Annotated in this window: 20 protein-coding genes; 8 read left to right on the top strand and 12 right to left on the bottom strand. The window is 51.8% G+C overall.

Annotated features, from left to right (window positions below; genetic code table 11):
• Nucleotides 1-2: 2 nt before the first annotated feature.
• Nucleotides 3-224 carry a hypothetical protein gene (locus BM040_RS03095; RefSeq protein ID WP_092098919.1) on the top strand — a complete coding sequence of 74 codons (222 nt, stop codon included), beginning with the start codon at nucleotides 3-5 and terminating at the stop codon, nucleotides 222-224.
• Here the strand turns inward: BM040_RS03095 and BM040_RS03090 are convergent.
• From BM040_RS03090 to BM040_RS03070, 5 genes are all read right to left on the bottom strand, one after another.
• Nucleotides 221-1,201 carry a helix-turn-helix transcriptional regulator gene (locus tag BM040_RS03090; RefSeq protein ID WP_092098917.1) on the bottom strand — a complete coding sequence of 327 codons (981 nt, stop codon included), beginning with the start codon at nucleotides 1,199-1,201 and terminating at the stop codon, nucleotides 221-223. The two genes, BM040_RS03095 and BM040_RS03090, sit on opposite strands and share 4 nt — an antisense overlap.
• Nucleotides 1,202-1,433: 232 nt before the next feature.
• The gene (locus tag BM040_RS03085) at nucleotides 1,434-2,138 is read right to left on the bottom strand and encodes a formylglycine-generating enzyme family protein (RefSeq protein ID WP_245756079.1); all 705 of its coding nucleotides are present in this window, start codon (nucleotides 2,136-2,138) and stop codon (nucleotides 1,434-1,436) included.
• Nucleotides 2,139-2,220: 82 nt separating this feature from the next.
• Nucleotides 2,221-2,547: a hypothetical protein gene (locus tag BM040_RS03080; protein ID WP_092098913.1), complete on the bottom strand. Its 327-nt coding sequence runs from the start codon at nucleotides 2,545-2,547 to the stop codon at nucleotides 2,221-2,223.
• Nucleotides 2,548-2,740: 193 nt separating this feature from the next.
• A complete protein-coding gene (locus BM040_RS03075) occupies nucleotides 2,741-3,013 on the bottom strand; it encodes a hypothetical protein (protein ID WP_092098910.1) in 273 nt (90 codons plus the stop codon).
• A 49-nt stretch (nucleotides 3,014-3,062) separates the two neighbouring features.
• A complete protein-coding gene (locus tag BM040_RS03070) occupies nucleotides 3,063-4,040 on the bottom strand; it encodes a GlxA family transcriptional regulator (protein ID WP_092098907.1) in 978 nt (325 codons plus the stop codon).
• Between the two features lie 163 nt (nucleotides 4,041-4,203).
• On the opposite strand from BM040_RS03070, the gene BM040_RS03065 reads away from it, so the two are divergent.
• The 4 genes from BM040_RS03065 (at nucleotide 4,204) to BM040_RS03050 (ending at nucleotide 9,031) form a co-directional block, all read left to right on the top strand.
• Nucleotides 4,204-4,665 (top strand): SRPBCC family protein, encoded by a 462-nt coding sequence (locus BM040_RS03065; protein WP_092098905.1) that lies wholly within the window; start codon nucleotides 4,204-4,206, stop codon nucleotides 4,663-4,665.
• 23 nt (nucleotides 4,666-4,688) lie between these two features.
• Entirely contained in the window at nucleotides 4,689-5,210 is a 522-nt protein-coding gene (locus BM040_RS03060) for an SRPBCC family protein (protein WP_092098903.1), read from the top strand.
• A 57-nt stretch (nucleotides 5,211-5,267) separates the two neighbouring features.
• Nucleotides 5,268-5,747 carry a VOC family protein gene (locus BM040_RS03055; RefSeq protein ID WP_092098901.1) on the top strand — a complete coding sequence of 160 codons (480 nt, stop codon included), beginning with the start codon at nucleotides 5,268-5,270 and terminating at the stop codon, nucleotides 5,745-5,747.
• A gap of 224 nt (nucleotides 5,748-5,971) precedes the next feature.
• Nucleotides 5,972-9,031, top strand: a complete 3,060-nt coding sequence (locus BM040_RS03050) for a lantibiotic dehydratase (protein WP_092098899.1) — start codon at nucleotides 5,972-5,974, stop codon at nucleotides 9,029-9,031.
• A 15-nt stretch (nucleotides 9,032-9,046) separates the two neighbouring features.
• Here the strand turns inward: BM040_RS03050 and BM040_RS03045 are convergent, their stop codons facing one another.
• Nucleotides 9,047-10,168 (bottom strand): sensor histidine kinase, encoded by a 1,122-nt coding sequence (locus BM040_RS03045; RefSeq protein ID WP_092098897.1) that lies wholly within the window; start codon nucleotides 10,166-10,168, stop codon nucleotides 9,047-9,049.
• Nucleotides 10,169-10,253: 85 nt separating this feature from the next.
• Between BM040_RS03045 and BM040_RS21640 the strand changes: the two genes are divergently transcribed.
• Nucleotides 10,254-10,415: a hypothetical protein gene (locus tag BM040_RS21640; protein WP_175490959.1), complete on the top strand. Its 162-nt coding sequence runs from the start codon at nucleotides 10,254-10,256 to the stop codon at nucleotides 10,413-10,415.
• Nucleotides 10,416-10,434: 19 nt separating this feature from the next.
• Here BM040_RS21640 and BM040_RS03040 read toward each other — a convergent pair whose 3' ends face one another.
• A complete protein-coding gene (locus BM040_RS03040; protein WP_092098895.1) occupies nucleotides 10,435-11,172 on the bottom strand; it encodes a LytR/AlgR family response regulator transcription factor in 738 nt (245 codons plus the stop codon).
• A 561-nt stretch (nucleotides 11,173-11,733) separates the two neighbouring features.
• Between BM040_RS03040 and BM040_RS03035 the strand changes: the two genes are divergently transcribed.
• Nucleotides 11,734-14,376, top strand: coding sequence for a S8 family serine peptidase (locus BM040_RS03035; protein WP_092098893.1), 2,643 nt, complete (start codon nucleotides 11,734-11,736; stop codon nucleotides 14,374-14,376).
• Between the two features lie 902 nt (nucleotides 14,377-15,278).
• On the opposite strand, the gene BM040_RS03030 is transcribed toward BM040_RS03035, so the two are convergent.
• From BM040_RS03030 to BM040_RS03015, 4 genes are all read right to left on the bottom strand, one after another.
• Nucleotides 15,279-16,079 carry a M57 family metalloprotease gene (locus BM040_RS03030; RefSeq protein ID WP_092098891.1) on the bottom strand — a complete coding sequence of 267 codons (801 nt, stop codon included), beginning with the start codon at nucleotides 16,077-16,079 and terminating at the stop codon, nucleotides 15,279-15,281.
• Nucleotides 16,080-16,532: 453 nt separating this feature from the next.
• On the bottom strand, nucleotides 16,533-16,946 hold the full coding sequence (locus BM040_RS03025) for a DUF6691 family protein (protein WP_092098889.1): 414 nt from the start codon (nucleotides 16,944-16,946) through the stop codon (nucleotides 16,533-16,535).
• Between the two features lie 103 nt (nucleotides 16,947-17,049).
• Nucleotides 17,050-17,607, bottom strand: coding sequence for a YeeE/YedE family protein (locus tag BM040_RS03020; protein ID WP_092098886.1), 558 nt, complete (start codon nucleotides 17,605-17,607; stop codon nucleotides 17,050-17,052).
• A gap of 173 nt (nucleotides 17,608-17,780) precedes the next feature.
• Nucleotides 17,781-18,659, bottom strand: a complete 879-nt coding sequence (locus tag BM040_RS03015; protein WP_092098884.1) for a helix-turn-helix domain-containing protein — start codon at nucleotides 18,657-18,659, stop codon at nucleotides 17,781-17,783.
• A 273-nt stretch (nucleotides 18,660-18,932) separates the two neighbouring features.
• Between BM040_RS03015 and BM040_RS03010 the strand changes: the two genes are divergently transcribed.
• Nucleotides 18,933-19,223 (top strand): DUF983 domain-containing protein, encoded by a 291-nt coding sequence (locus BM040_RS03010; RefSeq protein ID WP_245756078.1) that lies wholly within the window; start codon nucleotides 18,933-18,935, stop codon nucleotides 19,221-19,223.
• Nucleotides 19,224-19,555: 332 nt separating this feature from the next.
• Here BM040_RS03010 and BM040_RS03005 read toward each other — a convergent pair whose 3' ends face one another.
• Complete coding sequence (locus tag BM040_RS03005) at nucleotides 19,556-20,509, bottom strand: calcium/sodium antiporter (protein WP_317040150.1); 954 nt, start codon at nucleotides 20,507-20,509, stop codon at nucleotides 19,556-19,558.
• Nucleotides 20,510-21,215: the final 706 nt, after the last annotated feature.

Here is a 21,215-nt window from a genome sequence, read left to right as displayed (position 1 = left end):
AGATGAAAAACGTTTTGGTCTTTAAAACATCCGTGAACACGAGCCTGGCAGCGCGCCTGCTTCGCCCCACGCTGGATGGTTTGATGGGCCACGGCGAAACCTGGAACTTCGACCTGGAGGATTGCGACCGCATTCTCCGGGTCGAAGCTACCACGCTGCAGGCAGCCACCGTTATCCGCCACCTAGAGCGAGCAGGGTTTTGGTGTGAAGAGCTGGAGGATTAAGTATAGCTTTGTACTCCAGCCTCCAGGTTCACCCGGGCTTTTTCAAGCAGTTCGCTTACCCGGTCCCGGAAGCTCTCTGGGCCTACTATCTCGGCGCAATCCGCGAACATCATGTACCAGCGTGGCATGCCATCCTGCATATCATTGGCCAGAAAGGTCATCTCCACTTTATCACCCACTATACTTTCCGATACCAACCCGTAGTACTTGCTCCCGGACCGGATGTAACGGGCGGCTTCCTTGTCTACCCGAATTGTGACCTCTGTGCCAGGTGCCGTAGGCGCTGCTTTGCGGTAGTTCTGCAAAGGGCCGTGATCTTTGGTGAAAGGGGTGGAGGTGAGTCGGATACCCTGCATCCGGTCGGTGCGGAACTGCCGGTAATCGTGGCGCAGGAGGCAGTAGGCCATCACGTACCAGTAGTTGTTCTCGTTAAACAGGCCTATTGGCTCTATGATACGGTCCGTTAGTTCGTCGTTGTAGGGAGTACGGTACTGCAGCGTCACCTGTTTTTTCTCGGCAATGCTGCTGAGCAGCACGTTCAGCGCGTCGGGGGTGCGCTCGTTAAACAGCTCCAGCGAGGTCTCCACCCAAATCTGCGACTCCAGCGCGGCCACCTGGTCTTTGGCGCTGCCCTTCAGCACCGACTTCACCTTATACATGGCCGATTCGTAGTGGGAGCTGAGCGCTTTGTCGCTGAACTTTTGCATGAGCTTCTCGGCGGCCACAAAGCTGGCGGCTTCCTCCTGCGTAAACATAACCGGCGGCAGGCGATACCCGTCTACGAGTGAATAACCCACGCCTGCCTCGCCCGTAATCGGCACCCCGGCAGCTTCCAGCGAGCGGATATCGCGGTACACGGTGCGCAGGCTCACCTCAAAACGCTCAGCCAGATCCTGCGCCTTTACCACACGCCCCGACTGCAAGTGAATTAGTATGGCTACAATGCGGTCGAAGCGGCTTAAGTTTTCGTTTTTCATAGTTTGGGGTTTGTGTTTAGCTTGGTGTTACTCAGCGTGTTTTGCTGTCTGTCCAAATCGAACCTAGGTATGCCTGTCGTTTACCTACTGAGTTTAAGTTGCGATATACTAATTGCGATATACTAATATGGTGGAAGTGTAAACCCACCCCTGCCCCCTCCAAGGAGGGGAATAATACTACACTTGCAGAAATTCCCCTCCTTGGAGGGGTTAGGGGTGGGTTAATCATAAGTTACTTCATTACATTCGTCGCTATTCTGAATCCTAAATCGTCAATTTTAAAGGAGAAAGGATGACTACGTCTTCTGGTTGTCGCCATAACGCTTCTTTCCGCATCACTCCAACCGCCACCCCGGAAAACCCGGTAGGACCCATAGACGCTTTCGTCATAAATGTCGGTACACCACTCCCAAACGTTCCCCAGCATATCGTAGAGCCCCCATTCGTTGGGCTGCTTTTTCCCGACTTCCTGCGTTTGGTTTTGCGAATTGTCTTTATACCAAGCTATGGCATCTAACTCCCCGTACCTGATGTTCTTTTTTCCTGTCTGGCAGGCATACTGCCACTCTGCCTCCGTAGGCAACCGGAATCCATCTGCATCCGAATCAAATGCGACTTCTTTTGTCTCGAAGTCAATAGTATAGCATAGGGTTCTTCCCATCTGCTCCGATAGCCTGTTGCAAAAAGTGATAGCCTCAATCCACGACACTGTCTCAACAGGGAGATTGCTACCTTCAAAAGTAGCGGGATTTTCATTCATCACAGCTCCATAGAGCTCTTGCGTAACCGGGAATTTAGATAAGTGAAATGACTCAATCTCGACCTCCCATACCTTTTTGATTCGATCATCTCTCATTTCAACAGCTCCTGCCGGAATCAAAATGAGCAATTCATCTACAACGCTTTTGTCTATCGTTCTTTCTGTAATTGGTTTCACGTTATCTCAATTAATCCCAGAGGGTTCCATTATGTAGCTGTGTGCAATAGCTTATAGGAGTTGGTGTAGACTATTTTAAGTTCTATCCTGGCACATTCGGCACATCAATTTTTAAATCTCCTTTGCCCTGACGAAACGTAACGTTTAAAAATATCCACCATTCATTACCAGCGTTAACATTCAAGTTGTCAAATCCTGACTCTGAAATTGTCATGGATTCTTGTATTGATGCGTACAGTTTGAGGATATCATTTTCTTCGATTTCAATTGTGAGGCTAATGGCCAAGTCTGAGAAAAAAGTAGAATTTACAATATACCCGCCATGGCTCGAGATTTTACCTTTCAAGTCTTCAATGGCCTTATTCCTCTCCTGCTCTGTAAATACTTGCCAGTTTAATTTTCGAATCACTTACTAAAAAGACTTTATGTTTAATGGTAGCTACAGCGTGCATTAGTACTTTATCATTTTCTCAATCTTCAAGGCTTCACCGATTTTAGGTCTAATCAGTTTCATCAGATAAATAGTATCTAATTTGGCAGGAAGTTTTTTAGCTCAAGCTGCCAATCAATCAGAAGCAGTATTGTTATTTCTTTCAGTGCTTCTAGTTGCCCTTTTTCTTATTCCTATTCTTCAAGTCACCTTCGAGAAACTGCCTTATTTTACTAAAAGGAGACAAGCTGTAATATGCAACAACTAAGAGTATTAAGCCTAGCAATATCAACAATTCTCCACCAAAGCCTGATGGGGATAGGGTCCTACTATTAACACCAACTGCTACTAGGTTATATACAATCATCATGATGCCCCAGATGATTAAAACTACCGCCAGCATGAATAATGATATAGACCCAACCTTATCTTTTTTCCCCTTCATTGCTTTAAATTTTCTACAACCAAAGTATAAAAGAAAGTTGAAACCTGCTTTACACCGGCATCACCCGCTGATACCGGCTGCGGTACTGCACTGGCGAGAGCCCTGTGATGCGCTTAAACACGCTCCGGAAGGCCTTTACATCCGTGTAGCCCACCTGGTACATCACCTCGTTCACGTTCTCCTTCGAGGTTTCCAGGCTCATTTTGGCCGCCTCTATTTTTACCCGCTGCATGTACTCGATGATGGAGTTGCCGGTGGCTTTTTTGAAGCGGCGCTCCAGGTTGCGGCGACTCAGGGCCAGCCTGTCGGCCAGGGTGTCCACCGTAATCTTCTCCTGGAAGTTTTTCTCGATGTACTCTTGAGCAGCTTTTATCGGCTCATCCTCGTGCTCTTTCTGTCCGCTGAAAATGGTGAAGGGAGACTGGCTGCGCCGGTCGATATCTATCTGGAAAGCCTTGGACATGAACACGGCCACATCGCGGCCCGCATACTTCTCAATCAGGTAAAGGATAAGGTTGAGGTAGGAGAAGGCCCCGCCGCTGGAGTAGAGCCCCTGCTCGTCGGTGATGATGCGGTCCTGCACCAGCTGCACCTCGGGGAACATCCTGCGGAAATGGTTCGCCGCCATCCAGTGAGTGGCGCACTGGCGACCATCCAGAAGACCGGTTGAAGCTAGCAAAAAGGCGCCTACGCAAAGGCTGCCCACTTCGGCGCCCGCCCTGTGCTGCTCCACAATCCAAGGGATAAAGTCGCGGTTCAGCTCCATGGCCGCGGCAAGGTCTCCGTCTAGTGCAGGAATGATAATCAGGTCCGGTTTTTCAGCGTCGGAAAGCAGCGCATCAGTATAGACGGTGTAGAGCCCGCCGGCCACCTTTACCTGCTCGGTCAGCCCCACCAATTGTATCCGGAACAGAGCAGGTTTGCCTGTGTTTTGCAGGAATTTGTTCACCTCGCTGAGCACCTGGCGCGGTCCTTCGATGCTGCCAAGTATAGCTCCCTTGGGCACAAGTATAGCGATGTTTTTCATAGTTTTTTCAGGTCAGTATTTTGTCGTAATCAACCCCTTTTATTGGCGTAAAAGCACTCGTTTTAAGACATCCTTTTCACCTAAGTTTGTATTGCTGCCGGTAAGTATGGAAAGCAGCAATCAGTTGATAACTAAGAGAGTAAACATACTAAAATTTACGACTATGAAAAACAGAACCATCAGAAAAACCATCACCATCAATGCCCCTAAAGAGCAGGTTTGGGAGGCGATGATGCAGGATAAGTATTACCAGGAATGGACAGCTCCGTTCAGCGAGGGCTCAAAGGTAGAGACAGACTGGGAGTTGGGTAGCAAGGCCGTTTTCACAGACAAGAGCGGCAGTGGCATTGTTGGGAGAGTGGTGGAGAAAGAGCCTTATAAAACGGTAACCGTGGAGTTTGAAGGCATGGTGCGCGAGGGCAAGGAAGATTACGAAAGCGAAGAGGCCAGGCAGGTGAAGGGCAGCCGGGAATCCTACGTGCTGACGGAAGAGAACGGCAGCACCCGGCTCGATACTTCCTCTGAAATGGGGGAGGAGTACTACGAGCAGATGTCGCAGGCCTGGGACAAGGCGCTGCAAAAACTGAAGCAACTGGCCGAAGGCCTGGCAGAGAAAACTGTTTAAATATTTAACATAAAAATAGCACCATGGAAAAAGCATTTGAGGCTACTGAAGCTGCCACTGCACGCGCACTTATACTTTCCCGCACCTTCGAGGCAGACCGGGAAACCGTTTTCAAAGCCTGGACGGAGGAAGACCAACTGGCACAATGGTGGGGGCCAAAAGGGATTCCCCTGCAAATCGTTAAGCTGGACGCCCGTCCGGGTGGTTACTTCCATTACAACCTGCAGTTGCCCGACGGTAGCCTGATGTGGGGCCGTTTCGATTATCGCGAGTTGGCGGAGCCGGAGAGAATCGTGTATGTGTCGGCTTTTTCGGATGAGGAGGGCAAGGTGGTGCGCGCGCCGTTCAGCGCGGACTGGCCACTTCAAATCCTCAACATCGTGACGCTGGAGGAGGAAAACGGCAGGACCACCCTCACTTCTAAAAGTATACTTGAAAATGCAACTGTGGCCGAGCAGGTAACCTTTGAGCAGGCCTTTGACAGCCTGCGTCAGGGGCTAACCGGCACCTTCGACCAGTTGGAAACTTATCTTAACAAAGTATAAAGTATAAAGTATAAAGTATAAAGTATAAAGTATAACCATCTTAAATAACTAGAAACTATGATTACCATCAATCCTTATCTCAACTTTAAGGGCAACACCGAAGAGGCGTTCAACTTTTACAAATCCGTTTTCGGAGGCGAGTTTCTCGGCCTGATGCGTTTCGGCGACACTCCGGGTTGTGAGAACATGCCCGAGGCAGACAAATCCAAGATTATGCACATTGCCTTGCCTCTCGGCAAAAACAACATCCTGATGGGCACCGATGTGCTGGAATGCGCCGGAGCTGACTGTGCGGGAGCTGATTTTAAGGTAGGAAACAATATTTCGCTATCGCTGAGCCCTGAAAGCGAGGAAGAGGCTGATAAGCTGTTCGCCGCACTGGCGGAAGGAGGGCAGGTGGTGATGCCGCTGGAAAAGGCCTTCTGGGGCGATTACTTCGGGATGGTAACTGATAAATTCGGCATCCAGTGGATGGTGAATTACGCTTACCAGCAGGAAGCGGCAGGAGCGGAGCGCGTGGCGGAGGCAAACGCCTAGTCGCAAAGTATCAACTACACAGGAAGCGGGAGGGAAAGTATAGATTTCCCCTCCCGCTTTTTTGTGGGCATACTTGTGGAGAAGCCGCGAGTATTTATACTTAAGTTAGAAGCTTGAGAGATGATAAGCAGTTATCAATTCCATAGAGCCTGCAGGGGGCAACTTCGGCTGTAGTATAAATCCCGGTAAAGTGATAACTTAGGGCAAGACCCTAACCCGTACTGATGGCTACATTCAGATTTCACCCTGGCCTGCTGCTGCGCACCCCTGCACTTTCCTATACTTCCTATCATCCGGAATCACTGCCTACGCTGCTCTTAAATCCATACTTTCGGGCCGCTTTGCGTTTGGCTAGTCCGGCGCTGTACCAGGTGGTGGAGGGCAGCAACTTTACCTACGAGGCGCTGGCTCCAAAAGTGAAAGCGAGCTTGCAGAAGTACCTGAACAGGATGTGTTTCCGGCCAACCCCGTTCGGACTTTTCTCTGGTTTCGCCTTGTGTAGCTGGGGCACTCCTGAACCACTTATACTTCAGCAGGAGAAGAGTAGGGCGCATCTTTCCCTAACTTTTTCCTGCTCTAAGCGGCTGGCAGCGGAGCTGTTGGCTAACGAACTGGCTCCCGCTCAGCGGTTCCGGCCAAACCCTTCGCTCTACAAGGTGCCGGGAGGGTACCGGTATATCCGCTTTCAGGAGGATGCCACGGGCAGCAAACGGGAATTCTCCATCGACAACCTACAAGGCGGACGTATACTGGAGCGGCTACTGCGTGTTTGCTCCGATGGCTACACCTGCCAGCAGTTAATAGGGGAGGTGGTGAAACTGGCGGATGTGGAGGAAGCCGAGGCTGCTCTTTACGTAGAGCAGCTGCAATCGGAGCAGGTGCTGGTACCGCTTAGCGGCATGCGTGTGACGGGTGCCGATAGCTTGTCCGGGCTGCTGGAGGAAAGCAAGGCGCAAAGTATAGCAAGTCCCAGGGTAGAGCAGATTGGATGTCTGCTGAGCGGGCTAAAAAAAGCTGGGCAGGTCACCCAAGTTTCCGAGTCAGCTTTATTCGAAGAACTGCCGCAGGAGGCGTTAGCTGACTTGGCTATTTCCCCGGAAAATGACCTCCAGGCTACGTTGGAGAACACGGTGCAGGGCACGCTGGAGACTGCTTATCAGGCAAAACTGGCTGAGGCGCTCGACTGTCTGCAGCGCCTGGTGCCTGCGCCCGAGCCCACGGGACTTCGTGCGTTTGCCAACGCCTTCAGCAAAAAGTTCGACCAAAGGGCTGTGCCGTTGCTTACTGCGCTGGACCCGGAACTGGGTGTAGGCTACGAAGATCTTGCAGTACGGCACCAGGCGCCCCGGCTGCTGGAAAGTATAAAATTGGAGGAACCACCCACGACAACACAGTCCCTTAACTGGACGCCTGCCCACCGCCTGCTACTGGAAAAATGGCAATCCGCCGGAGCTTTCCCAAATGAGCTTATACTTTCCGGGGATGATTTGGAGCAATTGCCTGCGGCGGAGGAGGCCTTGCTGCCACCCAGTTTTTCGGTCGTGTTCAGGCCCATGGGGGAGGAGGTGTACCTGGAGCAGGCGGGCGGTATCAGCGCCACGACCCTGCTGGGGCGTTTTACCCCGCTTCACGACGGCGTCAGAAGTATGGCCCGGGACATTGCAGCGGCAGAGGAGAAGTATAACCCAGGAGTAATCTTCGCTGAGATCGGCTATTACAACAACGCACACACCGCTAACATCGATCGGCGCGAGGCCGTGCGCAGCTATGAGATTCCGGTACTCGTGCCCTCGGCACATCCTGTAGAGAAACAGGTGCAGTTATCCGAGCTTTGGGTTATGGTGGAGGCGGGGCGCATCGTGCTGTGGTCGGAGCGCTTGCGGAAAGAGGTGGTGCCGCGCCTTGGCTCCGCCTACAACTATTTCCGCGACGACCTGGCCGTTTTCCGCTTCCTCTGCGATTTGCAATACCAGGGGCTGCGGAGCAACTTCACACTCGAACTGAGCCACTTCTTTCCCGGCTTAACCTATTACCCGCGGGTACGCTACAAGCAATCTATTCTGCACCTGGCTTGCTGGCATCTGCAGGAAAAGCAGCTGGCGGCTATTTTTGAAAAGGGGGAGGGAAGCTCGCTTCTCCGGTTGAAGCAACTAGCCGAAAGTATGCATTGGCCACGCCACGTAGCCCTTACCCAAAACGATCAGCAACTCGTGTTTGACCTGGAGCGTGAGGCTAATTTATGCCTACTCCTGGAAAGTATAAAAGGTAAGACTAGCGTGCAGGTACGGGAGTTTCCGTTCACCGCGGCAGAAAATCAACTGGTTACGGATGCCGTAGGCCAGCCCTACGTGCACCAGTTCATCACGGCGGTGTATCAGGAGCGCACCGTTTATCAGGCGCAGCCACTGCCCATACTCTCAGCATCAAAGCGTAAATCACAAAAGCGAACCTTTGCCCCCGGCGAGGAGTGGTTATACTTTAAAATCTACTGTCATCCCTCCCGGGCCAACCAGTTACTTGCCCACACGCTTCTGCCGCTTTGCCACAAACTGCAGCAAGCGGGTGCTGTCACGCAATGGTATTTTGTGCGCTATCGCGACCCGGACTATCACCTGCGCCTGCGGCTTAAAGTTCTTTCAGGGGCAGGTCAGGTGATGGAGCAGGTAAGCAGAAAGTTAAGTGGCTCGTTGCGGCAGGGGCTGCTGCAGGATGTGCAGTTGGCCGTGTATGAGCAGGAATTGGAACGGTACGGGCCGGAGCTGATAGAGACCGCGGAGCAGGTGTTCTGGGCTAACAGCCGTTGGGTGGGGGAGTATCTGCGCCAGGTTCCGTTTGGCGAGGAGGAATACGCATTCTACCACATGGCCTTCCTCGGTTTAGAGGAGGTGCTGGAGGCATTTGGTTTTTCTGCAGGAGAGAAGGAAACGCTGCTGGAGCAGCTCTACCATACTTTCTACCAGGAGTTTGGGGCCACAAAAGCGCTGCGCCTGAGCCTGGCCGCAACATACAGGGAGCTTAGCCAGGTGCCGGGTATACTTTCTGATGATGGTATAAAGTATAGCCCACCACTCAAAAAACAGCGAAAAGCCCACCGGGAGGCGCTACAGATGATGGCAAAGCTGGCAGAAAAGCTTCCGTTTCAGAGGCGTCAGCAGCTGGCCTCCGACCTGATGCACATGCACCTCAACCGCCTGCTTTCGGACCGGAGCAGGCAGCAGGAACTGGTGATTTATTTCTGCTACTGGAAGTACTGCCGATCTGCCCGGGCGCGCTCCACTGCCTGAGCCTTTCCTATACTTTTATACTATCACCGCTGCCTGCGTAATATGCGCGGCGGGGGCAATGTTGTTGGGGGCCGTTACCCTGGTTTCGGTAATAAAGTGGCCGTCCGGAGTAGCGTAGGCTGCAAAAGAGGCCCGCTCGCCGTAGGCGTGCGCGAGTCGCCGCTGCAGGTTGTCGAGCCCGATGCCGTGGCCCCCTGCCTGGTTCTGGTTTATGAGGTTCCTCGTCGTGATACAAAGCACCCCGTTCTCCAGATTTATTTTTACCTGCGCCGCATCCTCCTCCTTGGCCAGGTTTCCGTGCTTAAAAATATTCTCTGCCAGCGTGATAAGCACCAGCGGGATAAACCGCACGCCGGCCAGGTTATCGCCGTAGCATAAGTTTACCTGCAGCCTGTTGTTGTGTCTGATCTGATGGATATTGATCAGGTGCTCCAGGTGCTCGATTTCCTCTAGCAGGTCCGATTCCTGCAGCTCGTTCTCATTCTGCAAAGCGTAGCGCATCATCTGCGACAAGGACATAATGGCCTCCGCCGCTTCCGAAGAGGTTTTCCGGACGCTGTTATACACATAGTTCAGGGTGTTGAACAGAAAATGCGGGTTGATCTGCGCCTTCAGGAAAGCGTTCTGAGACCTAACCAGCTCGTGTTGCAGCTTCTGCTTTTCGATGATGTGCAGCAGGTGTTGCTTGGCCGCCTCCTCGGCCCGCTTCAGTTCCTGCAGGTAGTTGCGCAGGAAAAAGTAGCCCGTGGCAAATCCTATAAAGTATACCGCCCGCCAAATCGCCCTGAGCCAGTAGTGGAAATCAGAAGTTAGTGGACGTGTTAACACAACCTGCATGTATTGCGTAAGCCACAGTTCCAGCAGGTAGGTAAGGGCAGCATAGGTTGCTATCTCACAAACAACCAGCAGGGGGATAAGCCAAAGGGCCGTTTTCTTTTTTGCCAGGGGCAGCACCAGGCAGGCGTGGCAGTAAAAGAGGCTGATGTGCAAGGCATAGTGGCCCAAATAATCCCAGAAGGAGTTAAACCTGCCATTCAGGGCAGAGACCAGCGATATTTCATAAAGTATAAATAAAGCCCACGTAACGAGGTGGCCTTTATACTTTCTGGCAAAGCCGATTATATGATCTTGCACCATAAGCCGTTTGTCCTGGGTATGGGGTGGTTGGTGTAAAATTCAGTAGAGTATAATTGAATAGTTATAACTTATAAAGAAAAAACCTATGGCAACTAATCGAAACTCTAAACTCGTTGTAAGCAAGCGCACTCTGTTCAGATTCTCAGGCAAGGAAGCTGCCGGGCGCGCCATCAGCACAGACCCTACTACTGTCACCATTACCTCTACTTTCCTGGCCGCCACGGGACAGGTTACGGCGAAAAAATAATTAGATCCTGGTAACCGGCTTACCTGCCGGTTACCAGGATTTTATCTGAAAGATACTCCTGAAATCCCGGCCTGTAGGTATCTCCGATGGGAACCTCCAGGTTATTACGAAGCCATATAGAGCGGCTCTCCACCCGTTCAATATGGCTTTTGGCTACAATATAGGACTTGTGCACCCGCATAAATCCCCCGAAAGTATAAAGTGCATCCTCCACTTCTTTCATCGTCAGGTAAGCAATGTGGCGCTGCCCCAGCGTATGCAGCAGCACATAGTTTTTCAGCCCCTCCACACAAATCAGTTCCTGCAGGTTTACCTTGATGAGTTTGTGCTTCTGGTCGCTTTTGATAAAAAAGGTTTGCTCGGCAGGCGGGGCTGAGGCGGCATTGCGCTCTATATTTTTCAGCAGGAGGTCCACTGTCAGGGCGAATTTTTTCATGCTGATGGGCTTGAGCAGGAAATGGTCGGCCTGAACATCGAAGGCATCCAGAGCATACTTCTGGTGGGCTGTCGTGAAAACCAGAAACCGGGTTTTGTCCCGCAACGATCTGGCCAGATCCAGCCCTGAAAGGCGGGGCATGTCAATGTCCAGAAACACGAAATCATACTGCTCCTCCTCATCCATCAGGGCCGCAACAGGGTCCTGGAAGGTTTTAACGAGCTGCAGCCGCGGGGTGTCGGCAATGTAATCGGAGAGTACTTCAATAGCATGGTTCTCGTCGTCGATTACCATACAGCGATAGGTTTTCTGTAGGCTCATGGTGTTGTAGGTTAAGTGGTGCAGTACCCTTGCTCAGGGTGTATTCAGCCCTCTGTTAAACAGCGAAAAGTATGGCCTGAACCGGTGTTCTGTTCTAAGACCTAACTGCTGCGTTAAGAGATTCTGGAACTCCAGAAACAGGTATATCCGAAGTATAAAAGCGATATATATATAACATCCTAAATGCTTCTTGTTCGGGTGTCTGTGTAGCTGAGTTCCGGTCATAAAGTACAAAAAATAAAGTATAGTGCAAGTAGTAGCCAGCAAATCTGTGCCGGGCATCAGTCCTATACGCAGCTAACTGATTTGTGGCGCAGCAAGTCTTGGATGATGTTAATTAGCGCGTAATTGGGCCTCAGAAAAGAGGCAGCAGCGCGGATGCATCGCTTGGTAAAGTCTAGCAAGTTTGTCAGGCGGAAGGGGGAGTTGGTGTAATATTCTGTTTGGGGATGCGGGCAATACGTAATATCAATCTATTAGTGGTATGGAGCGGGCAGGAAAGTATTAATAGGCGCTTCTGCCCATACTTGTCGCATACTTCTGATTTAGAATGGCAAACCTATGATGCATAAGAGGCTCCGTAAGTGGCGCATCAACGCAAGTTGGAAGGGCGTTTTGCTCGCCTGTCTCACGTTGGTAACCTTGGGCGTGCAGGGGCAAACCCCGCAGGTCAGGTCCAGGCTAGCACCGGCACTCACAACTGGCAGCGACCGGCCAACTACTTACAGGTTGCAGGTAACCAGCAGAGAGGCTTTGGAGGAATGCCTGCGAAAGTATAACATCAGCGCCAAAGTATACGCAGAGCCCAGGACGCCGCAGTTGCTGCTGATATCAGGCTTAAATGCTGCCCAGCTTCGTGAGCTTGCCGCCTGTCCGGCTGTAAAGTACATAGACCAGGGAAACAGGCAACCCACTGAGGAAGCCGAGCTGCGCAATGCGGATTTGTCGGCCAACCATATTCCTGCCGTCCATAGCCAGTACCCGCAGCTGATGGGCCAAGGGCTGGTGGCTTCGGTAAAGGAGCGTCCCTTCGACCCGGCCGACCTGGACCTGAGAGGCCGTACGATCGCTGCTGCGGAAGCCTCGGACGGATACTCGCCACACGCTACCACCATGGCTACCTACATAGCGGGGGCAGGCAATTCAGGCCCTTTGGGACTTGGCGTAGCACCCGGCGCTAAACTAACTTCCTCCAGTATGGAAGAGCTCTTGCCGGACCCGACCGCACAGTTGCTTCAGGCAGGGGTGAGCGTGCAAAACCATTCCTATGGCGTGGGGGTGGAGAATTATTATGGGCTGGAGGCACAGGCCTATGATGCGCAGGTTATCGAGGCGCCTCAGCTACTGCACGTGTTCTCCTCCGGCAACAGCGGGGGCGAGGCAGGCGCGACAGGCAAGTATGCCGGTATTCCTGGTTTTGCCAACCTGACAGGGCAATTCAAGCAATCAAAAAACTCCCTGAGCGTAGGAGCTTTAGACCCGGATGGAAGTATAGGAGCCAGAAGTTCGAAGGGCCCGGCCTACGATGGCCGGGTGAAACCAGAACTGACAGCCTACGGAAAGGGAGGAACATCAGAGGCTGCGGCAGTTGTCTCGGGCATTGCACTACTGGTGCAGCAAGCTTATAGGGAACAGCACGAGTCGCAACTGCCGCCAGCCTCTCTTGTTAAGGCCATTCTCATCAATAGCGCAGACGATGTGGGCAGGCCGGAGGTGGATTTTGAGGCCGGCTTCGGAAACGCCAACGCCCTGAGCGCCATCCGCACCACCAGGAACAGGCAATACATCACTGAAAATATAGCGCAGGGGCAGGAGCTAACTTTCCGCATTTCGGTGCCTGCTGGTGTGCGCCGCCTCAAAGCCACCCTGGTGTGGCACGACCCGGCAGCTGAGGCCGGAGAAGAGCAGGCCCTTATCCACGATCTGGATCTGAGCCTGCGCCAAGCTGCCACCGGGCAGGTGTGGGAGCCGTGGGTGCTGAGCGCTTACGCGTACCCCGATTCGCTGCGGCAACCGGCCAGGCGCGGCAAAGACCGTATCAATAACGTGGAGCAGGTGACACTGGCCTCCCCAAAGGCCGGCGTGTATGAACTGCAGGTGCAGGGACACCGGGTGCTTAGCGGGCGTCAGCCTTTTGCCCTGGTTTATACTTTCGAAACAGACGCGGAATGGAAGTACCCTGTAGCGGGAAGCAGCCTGATTGCGGGTCAGGTAAACCGCATTCGCTGGCAAGGCATGCAGCAGGGCAACGCACGCCTGGAGTACCGCATAGCCGGGAACGATGTATGGCAGCTGATTGCCGAAGGAGTGGACGCCACAACTTTTGGCTATGACTGGCAGGCGCCGGACACAGTGGCCGAAGTACAGGTGCGCTTAAGTATGGCAGGGGAGGTGCTGGAGTCGGACACGTTTCTACTGAGCAAGCCGCTGCCTCTGACGATTGGGTATGCCTGCCCGGGTCAGGTCATGGTACACTGGCCGCAGCTTTCTGCCGACACGCAGTATCAGGTATACAAACTGGGCGAAGCTTACCTGGAGCCGCTGGCGCTGCTGTCGGACACGCTGCTGGTACTCGGCGAGGAACAGCTGCAGGCGCTGAGTCCGGGTTATCTGGCAGTTGCCCCCGTTGTGGCGGGCAAAACCGGGATGAAAAGTATCTCGGTGAACTATGAGGAGGAGGGCGCGGCTTGTTACGTTGCCAGTTTCCTGGCCACCAGTTATGTTACAGATCAGGTGGTGCTCGAACTGCAGCTGTCTTCTACTCACCAGTTAGCTTCCCTTACGCTAGAGCGGCTCGATGATGGCTCATTCCGTCCGCTCAAGTCCGTAAGTCCGGTGAACGCGCAGGATTTTAAACTTGAGGACTCATCCCCTGGATCTGGTAAGAACGTGTACAGGGTAAAACTGACGACAGCGAGTGGTTTGACTTTCTACAGCCAGCCCGAGGAAGTGGTGCATACTGGCGCCGGGCAAATGCTGGTTTACCCGAACCCCGTGGAGGCCGGTCAGCCGCTCTTTATTGCCCTCAGCAGCGAAACAGCGCAGGTGGAGTTAGTCGATAAGCTGGGCAGGCTGCTGTACCGGGGCACCCGGGAGGGGATGGTAAAGGAGATTTCTACCCTGCAACTGCAGGCAGGTTTATACCTGATTCGTGTGCGAACTGAAAAAGGTGATTTGCTGGTGGAGAGAGTGCAGGTACGGTAAGTATGGCAGAAGTATAGTTTGGCTATACTTACTTGGCTCAGATGTCCCTTTCGCTGGCGCGGCTTTTTAACCCAACTGGCCCGCAGAGCCATATTTTTAACTCCGGCTATACTTTTATACTTGCCAGCCTATACTTTATACTTTCATAGCCGCTGCTTCGGACATCCTTGTTTGGAACCTGGGCTACTGCGGACTTCCGAGTCCGTACGCATTATACTTGCTGGTTTATACTTCCCTAGTCGCTGCTTCCTTCCACTTGACACAAGCTATACTTTTCAAGCCATCGTTCATCCTTTAGTTCACACAAGCGACTCGTTTCATCTCCTACTTGGCTCCCTCCTAGGCCGGGAGGCCTCGCCTTCGGGCATCGCGCTGTCTACATTTCCTTTGCTGCCCTTCGGTCGCAATTTCGCTGAAGCGAAACCAGAAATCTAGAAGGCGCTCAACCCAAAGGCTGGGAATCATTCGATAGCCGCTGCCACTACTGTCATCTCGACCAATGGGAGAGATCTGGATAGGATTCCAAGTCGATCTCTCACAGCTTCGCTGGCTCTTTTCGGCTCTCGCCTCAAGAGTACTCGAGATGACAGAGAAAGCAGCAAGAATAATTCCCCTCTTGGGAGGGGCTAGGGGTGGGTTTATACTTTGAAGGGACAGGTCGCGACCTGTCCGCACGAGAACTGAGGCTACAAAACTTATACTTCAACTTACGTAATTACAGATTCCCCGCCTTAGCCAAGGAGGGGCAAGGGGTGGTTGGACCCGGTATTACAAAAGTCCTGCTGTTTGAACAGCCAGAACATCCCTGAAACCTCTTACACAAAAATAACACCCCGCCCATGCCGGTAGCCAGCAGGGCGGGGTGTGATGTGATGTATGCTTGATTAGTTCCTAAGTACAGATTAGTACAGGTAGTTGAGCGCGGTTCTGTCGTTAGAGTTGAAAGGTCTGTTCTGGCCGGTGCCGATACAGGCAAGCATCCAGGAGTTAGGGTCGGCACCTGTCGGTGTGCCCGGAATATGGATAGCACCTACTGTAGAGGCTCCCTCGTTGTAGTACGCGCCGCCGCAGCTATAGCTTCTGTTCATATAATCCGTATGGCGGAAGCCGATGGTATGGCCAATCTCGTGCGCCAGGATAGTTGCCAAGTAGCTTGTGCCGGGGTTACTGCCCAGGTAATCAGAGTTCACCCTGATTGAGTTGTAGGGATTGCCACCGGAAGGGAAGCCGGCAGAGGCCAGGTAAGAGGAGCCGCTTGGTGCTTTCGACACCAGGATGTTATACCCTGAGGACACGCGGCGGAACTTGATGCGCAGGTTCTCGGCGTTAAAGCGGCGAATCGCCTCATCCAGCGCCGTTACGTAGGATGAAGGAAGGCTGGAACTGATGGCGACGTTGATCGTACGGCTTGTGCCAACATTCACCAGGTTGGAGGTGCGGTACTGCTCCTCTTCGCCAACGCGAAGCGCTTTTGCCTCAGCAGAGCCCCTCAGGTTTTCCTCTGTCAGGATGATGTCACCCTCAACCAGGTAGCCCTCAGCAATACGTTCTACCTGCTGGGTGTTAAAGCCCAACTCACTGATTTGGTCCAGGGTTAGTTGTGAGATTTCGTCATTGGAAACGACTTGTTCCTCTTCTTGGCACGAGGAGAATGTAAAAATGGCGGCTAATGCAGCCAGGGGGAGTAAGCGACTTGCTCTCATAAAGGTTAAGTTTTAAGGTTTTAAATGATTGATATGAGGAAAGTACGCAGGTAGATGCATTAAGAATTTGGTATTACACCAACCGCAGGCTGGCATACACATACTATGTTATAAAGTACACGTGCCGTCAGGCAAGGTCCGGGCGGCATGGTGAACCGGAACGCGAACAAGCGGGGATACAATGATGTCAGGAGAGAAGTGTGGGTAGGGCAGGAGCCGGTTAACACAGCAATTTGTACTTTGGAGGATGATGCTTTTACAAGCTGTCCTTTATGAATCACTTATTAAGCACGATTAAAAAGGTGCTATTAAACGCTTATTTGCAAGAGCAATAGAAAAAGAGGTAACAAGTATAAGAAAGCACAATTTTATACTTCGTCTGAAAACCAGAAAGCCGCCTGCATCTCTGCAGGCGGCTTTCACGGAGTATTCTACTTTTAGCCTATGTGGTTCTTAATGCGGAAGCTTCTCTTTGATAAGGCCGTAGGTAAAAGTGCCGGCTACTGCACCGAAGATCACCAGCAGGAAAGCCCAGTAGCCGTGGCCAAGGTTCACGAACAGCGGCCCCGGACACGCACCGGCCAATGCCCAGCCCAACCCGAAGATAATGCCCCCGAACAAATAGCGCGAAACGGATTTTTCTTTCGGCGCAAACACAATAGGATTGCCCTGGTAATCGCGTAGCTTATACTTCTTAATCAGGTAAGTGATGATAACGCCCAGCACCACGGCTGTACCGATGATGCCATACATGTGGAACGACTGGAAGCGGAACATCTCCTGGATGCGGAACCACGATATGGCCTCCGACTTACTCATCACGATGCCGAACAGGATGCCGGTAAGTATAAATTTTATTCCTTTCACGGTATTTTAATTTCTTGGGATTAAAGACGAACGATTAATTTCCAATAAGAAATGAATAGCTAAATCAGAATTGAATTATTCATTACTCATTACAAATTATTCATTAAAAAATAAGTGGTAGCAGCAGCCAGGTGGTAATCAGGCCCCCAATAAAGAAACCGACCACAGCGATGAGCGAGGGCAGCTGCAGGTTAGAGAGCCCGCTGATGGCGTGGCCCGAGGTGCAGCCCCCGGCGTAGCGCGACCCGAAACCGATCATAAAACCGCCCAGTAGCAGTATCAGAAATCCCCTCACACTCAGTACAGACTCTAAAGTAAAGATTTCCTCCGGCTGCAGCCCCTTCGGCGCAGCAATACCGAGCTGGCGCAGGTCCTGTATGGTTGCCTGCGAGATGCGCACGGCCTCACCGTCTGATAGAAACTCGGAGCTGATGAAGCCGCCGATGATGGCTCCCACCAGGAAAAGCAGGTTCCAGGTTTGGGCGCGCCAGTCAAAATCGAAGAGGCTGGCATACTTTCCTGCACCACAGGCCGCACAAATCACCCGCAGGTTAGACGAGAAGCCAAACGATTTCCCGAAGAAGAGCAGCAGCACCATAACTAGTGCTATCACTATACCCGATACATACCAGGGCCAAGGTTGACTCAGAAACTCAAGCATAGATTTAAGTTGGTTGATGAATGGTGTATTGTTAGAACCAGCAACAGCATATAGTTACAGCTAATACGTTGCTCTGATAACAGTACAAAGGTCCGGTTAATACTCGCCCTAGTCTGTGACTTTGGTCACGCAGGTGCTGATTTTATACTTTGCCACGCTTGTAAGTTCTCGAACTATTGGTTCATGGCCCTGAACTGCTCGGGCGTGCAGCCAAGTTGCTTCTTAAAGAAACGGAAAAAATAGGCGTTGTCGAGATAGCCCAACTTTGACGCTATCTGAGAGCTGGTTAAGTCGGCGTGCACCAGTAGCCGCTGCGCCTCCAGCAAAAGCCGGTGCTGGATCAGCTCCTTGGTGGTTTTGCCGAGTTTTTTCTTGCAGACTTCGTTCAGGTGCTTGGGGGTTACATGCAGGTGCTCTGCGTAAAAGGCCACCGGCTGATGCGCTTTGTAGTGCAGGTCGATGAGCCGCTCCAGGTTTTGAAGCAGCGTTTGATCCCTTCCGGTGCTTCCGGCTATACTTTCGGATGGCTGGAAAAGGCGCGTCAGCTCAATCATGAGGATATCCAGGTACCGGCTAAGCATGACGCCTCGCATGGGTTTGTCGCCTTCATACTCGTGCTCCAGCCGTAGCAGGACAGGCCGCAGTACTTCCTCATCAACGTCTGAAAGGCTTAGCACAGGGGTGGAGAGCAGGGCATTGAAAAACGGGTAGTCATAGAGCACCCTGTCAGGGTACTGCCGCGAGTAGAACCCATGCGTAAAGAAGATGACATAGCCGTCCGCATCGGCTGACAGATCCCAGCTGTGCACCTGCCCCGGCGTCATGAAAAATACCGTTCCTGGCTTTACCTCATATTCCCTGAAATCGATGGTATGGACACCCGTGCCTTTGGTTACCATCATGATGATGTAAAAATCGTGCTTGTGGGGCTCCCGGATGAACTGGTGCTCCTGCAGGTGGGTGGCAAAAGAACTGAAATAGAAATACCGTTCCTTCTGGCTGAGGGCCTCAAAATCCTGAATCTGGTATATCGGTAAATGTTCTTTCTGCATGTTTGCTTCAGGCTTGCCACGGGTTTTAGCAACAGTTCATGCGCTGTACTTGTTACTAAGGTATAACTGGGCATAAAAGTACAGCATTTAATCATTTTTATGCCGAGCTTATGCTCTTTAGTTGTTGTATCTTTGTTGTATCACTAATCAAGGTTATTGGCCATGAGCGAGGGAAACTCTTTACTATACAGTATTGTCACTGCAAAATGTCCGCGTTGTCGTGAGGGAGCTATGTTCCCCTCGGGCACTTTGTACACTACCAAGTTTGCAGACATGCACAAAAACTGCCCAAAATGCGGGCAGACCTATGAGCCGGAGCCAGGTTTTTACTACGGAGCCATGTATGTGAGCTTCGCCTTCAATGTGGGCATTTTCCTGGTTCTCCTCTTTTTGTTACACCACTTTGTGGGGGAGGTAACCATGGGCATGATGATAGGTGTGATAGTGGTGTTGATGGTAGGTTTACTACCCATTATTTTCCGGCTATCCAGAGTCATCTGGATCAACTTTTTCATCCGCTACGAAGGCCCGGCCAGCCGGATTCCCAGAAAGGCAGGGGCGTAATTTTGAGTACGCCAGGTGAGGGGCTTTGCCCTGAAGACAGCTGGGCTCCGGGTAAGTATAAGAACCGTTTTTAAAGTTACTTCATAGGATCCGGATAGTGTAACATGATAGCCGGGGCGTGCTGCAACGCACATTGTAGGCGCGGCTGGTGCAGGATGTAAGCTTTCTGAGGATTCAGGATGTGTGTGTGGAGCTCCCTTAAAAGGAGCTCCTTTTTTTATTAACAGCGATAAGAAGCAGCCTATACTCCCGATGAAGGTTATATCGGGAGTATAGGCTGCTTCTGCTAATGGCAGAACAACATTGTTTAATTGTTCCGGATTAAAAAGCTGCTACTGTTGTATAAGAAGCCAGGTCAGGTAGGCTACGTACCCCAACAGCAGCACGGCACCTTCCCAGCGCACCACCTGCCTTCCCTTCCCAGTAAAGATAAAGACAAACAGTAGCAGGCTCGTCAGGATGTTCACCGAGATATCTGTGATGGAGCCTGCGTGCACAGGCAATGGCGTGATAACAGTGGAGACGCCAAGTATAAAGAAGATGTTGAAGATGTTGGAGCCTACCACGTTGCCTATGGCAATGTCTACGTTGCGTTTGCGTACCGCCACCACCGAAGTGGCCAGCTCCGGCAGCGAGGTGCCGATAGACACGATGGTCAGGCTGATAACGCGCTCAGACAGTCCCAGCAGCTGCGCCAGGTTCACGGCACTCGTCACGATGAGCCGGCCCCCTATAATAAGGCCTGCCAGGCCCAGCACCAAGTATAAACTTGACTTTAGCACCGTATACTGCGTAGCTGGCGTCTCTTCCTCATTCGTGCCACCAACGGCCAGTGTGATGTTATAAACCAGGAAAATAGAAAAGAAAAGCAGCAGCACAATGCCATCGGTTCTGGAGATGGTGTCTGCGCTTGCCTCGTCCAGGAACGCGTCGTTGGCCAGTACCAGCACCGCCACCGCCGCCAGCAAGCTAAGCGGAACCTCCAGCCAGGTAGTGTTGGATTTAACGGTGAGCGGATAAATAAGGGCAGAGATACCTAGGATGCCAAGTACGTTAAAGATGTTGCTGCCCAGTACGTTGCCGAGTACCATGTCTGTGTTGCCGCTCAAAGAGGCAAACACGTTCACGACCATTTCAGGTGCCGAGGTGCCGAAAGCCACAATCGTAAGACCGATAACGATGTTAGGGATACCAAGCCTGACGGCGAGGCTTGAGGCGCCATCCACAAGCTTATTGGCACCAAATATCAAGGCTACAAAGCCCACCAGGAGGAGTATAAAATCCATCATGCTACAGTTAACTCTAAAAAGTTTGCAAAGTTTAGCCTAAAATTCAGATTCGCCAACTGCTAGCGGCAACAGATAGGAAATTTAATTTGCTATGCCTTACTTGCAAGGCTTAGGCATTAGGCACAGCCAGTGCTTGGTTGCTTCAACAGGAGCAGCAGGGGTAAGTATAAAGGCCTCTTGGATTGCTTTCTGCCCCGCGTTTTTTAACTCATAAATAATAAGTGCATGTTAAGGTCCCTGGCATTGCTGTTCATCGTACTGGGATGCTTATACTTTCTGTTATACCCGTGGCTCAGGAACACGGTCGGACGTAAAAAGCTCTTCAGGTGGTTTTTGATAATTTACGGCGTAGTTGCGCTTGCCTCCACTTTGGGTAAGGTTTTCCTGAATTAGCAGTTCATACTCGCTTCCTTCTGCCTGCAAAAAGGCTTTCCTGCGCTTTTAGGGGCAGCCTTTGCTCTAAATCCGATTTAGGGAGTAATAGTAGCAGCAATTATACTTTGATTGCTATACTTCCATTCCTCTCGCTGGCGCGGGTTTGTAACCCGTGCCTCACTATGATGTTGGGTTTGCAACCCAACTGGCTTGAAAAGCCATACTCACACTTCGGCTATACTTATTATACTTCCCAATATATACTTGCCGGTTATACTTTCATAGCCGTCGCTACAATCCACTTGAACGAAGCTATACTTCCAAACCA

The organism is Pontibacter chinhatensis (genome assembly GCF_900113285.1).
Taxonomy (GTDB): Bacteria; Bacteroidota; Bacteroidia; order Cytophagales; family Hymenobacteraceae; genus Pontibacter; species Pontibacter chinhatensis.
The sequence above is the reverse complement of the archived record's forward strand: the minus strand, read 5'-3'. Positions and strand labels throughout refer to the sequence as shown.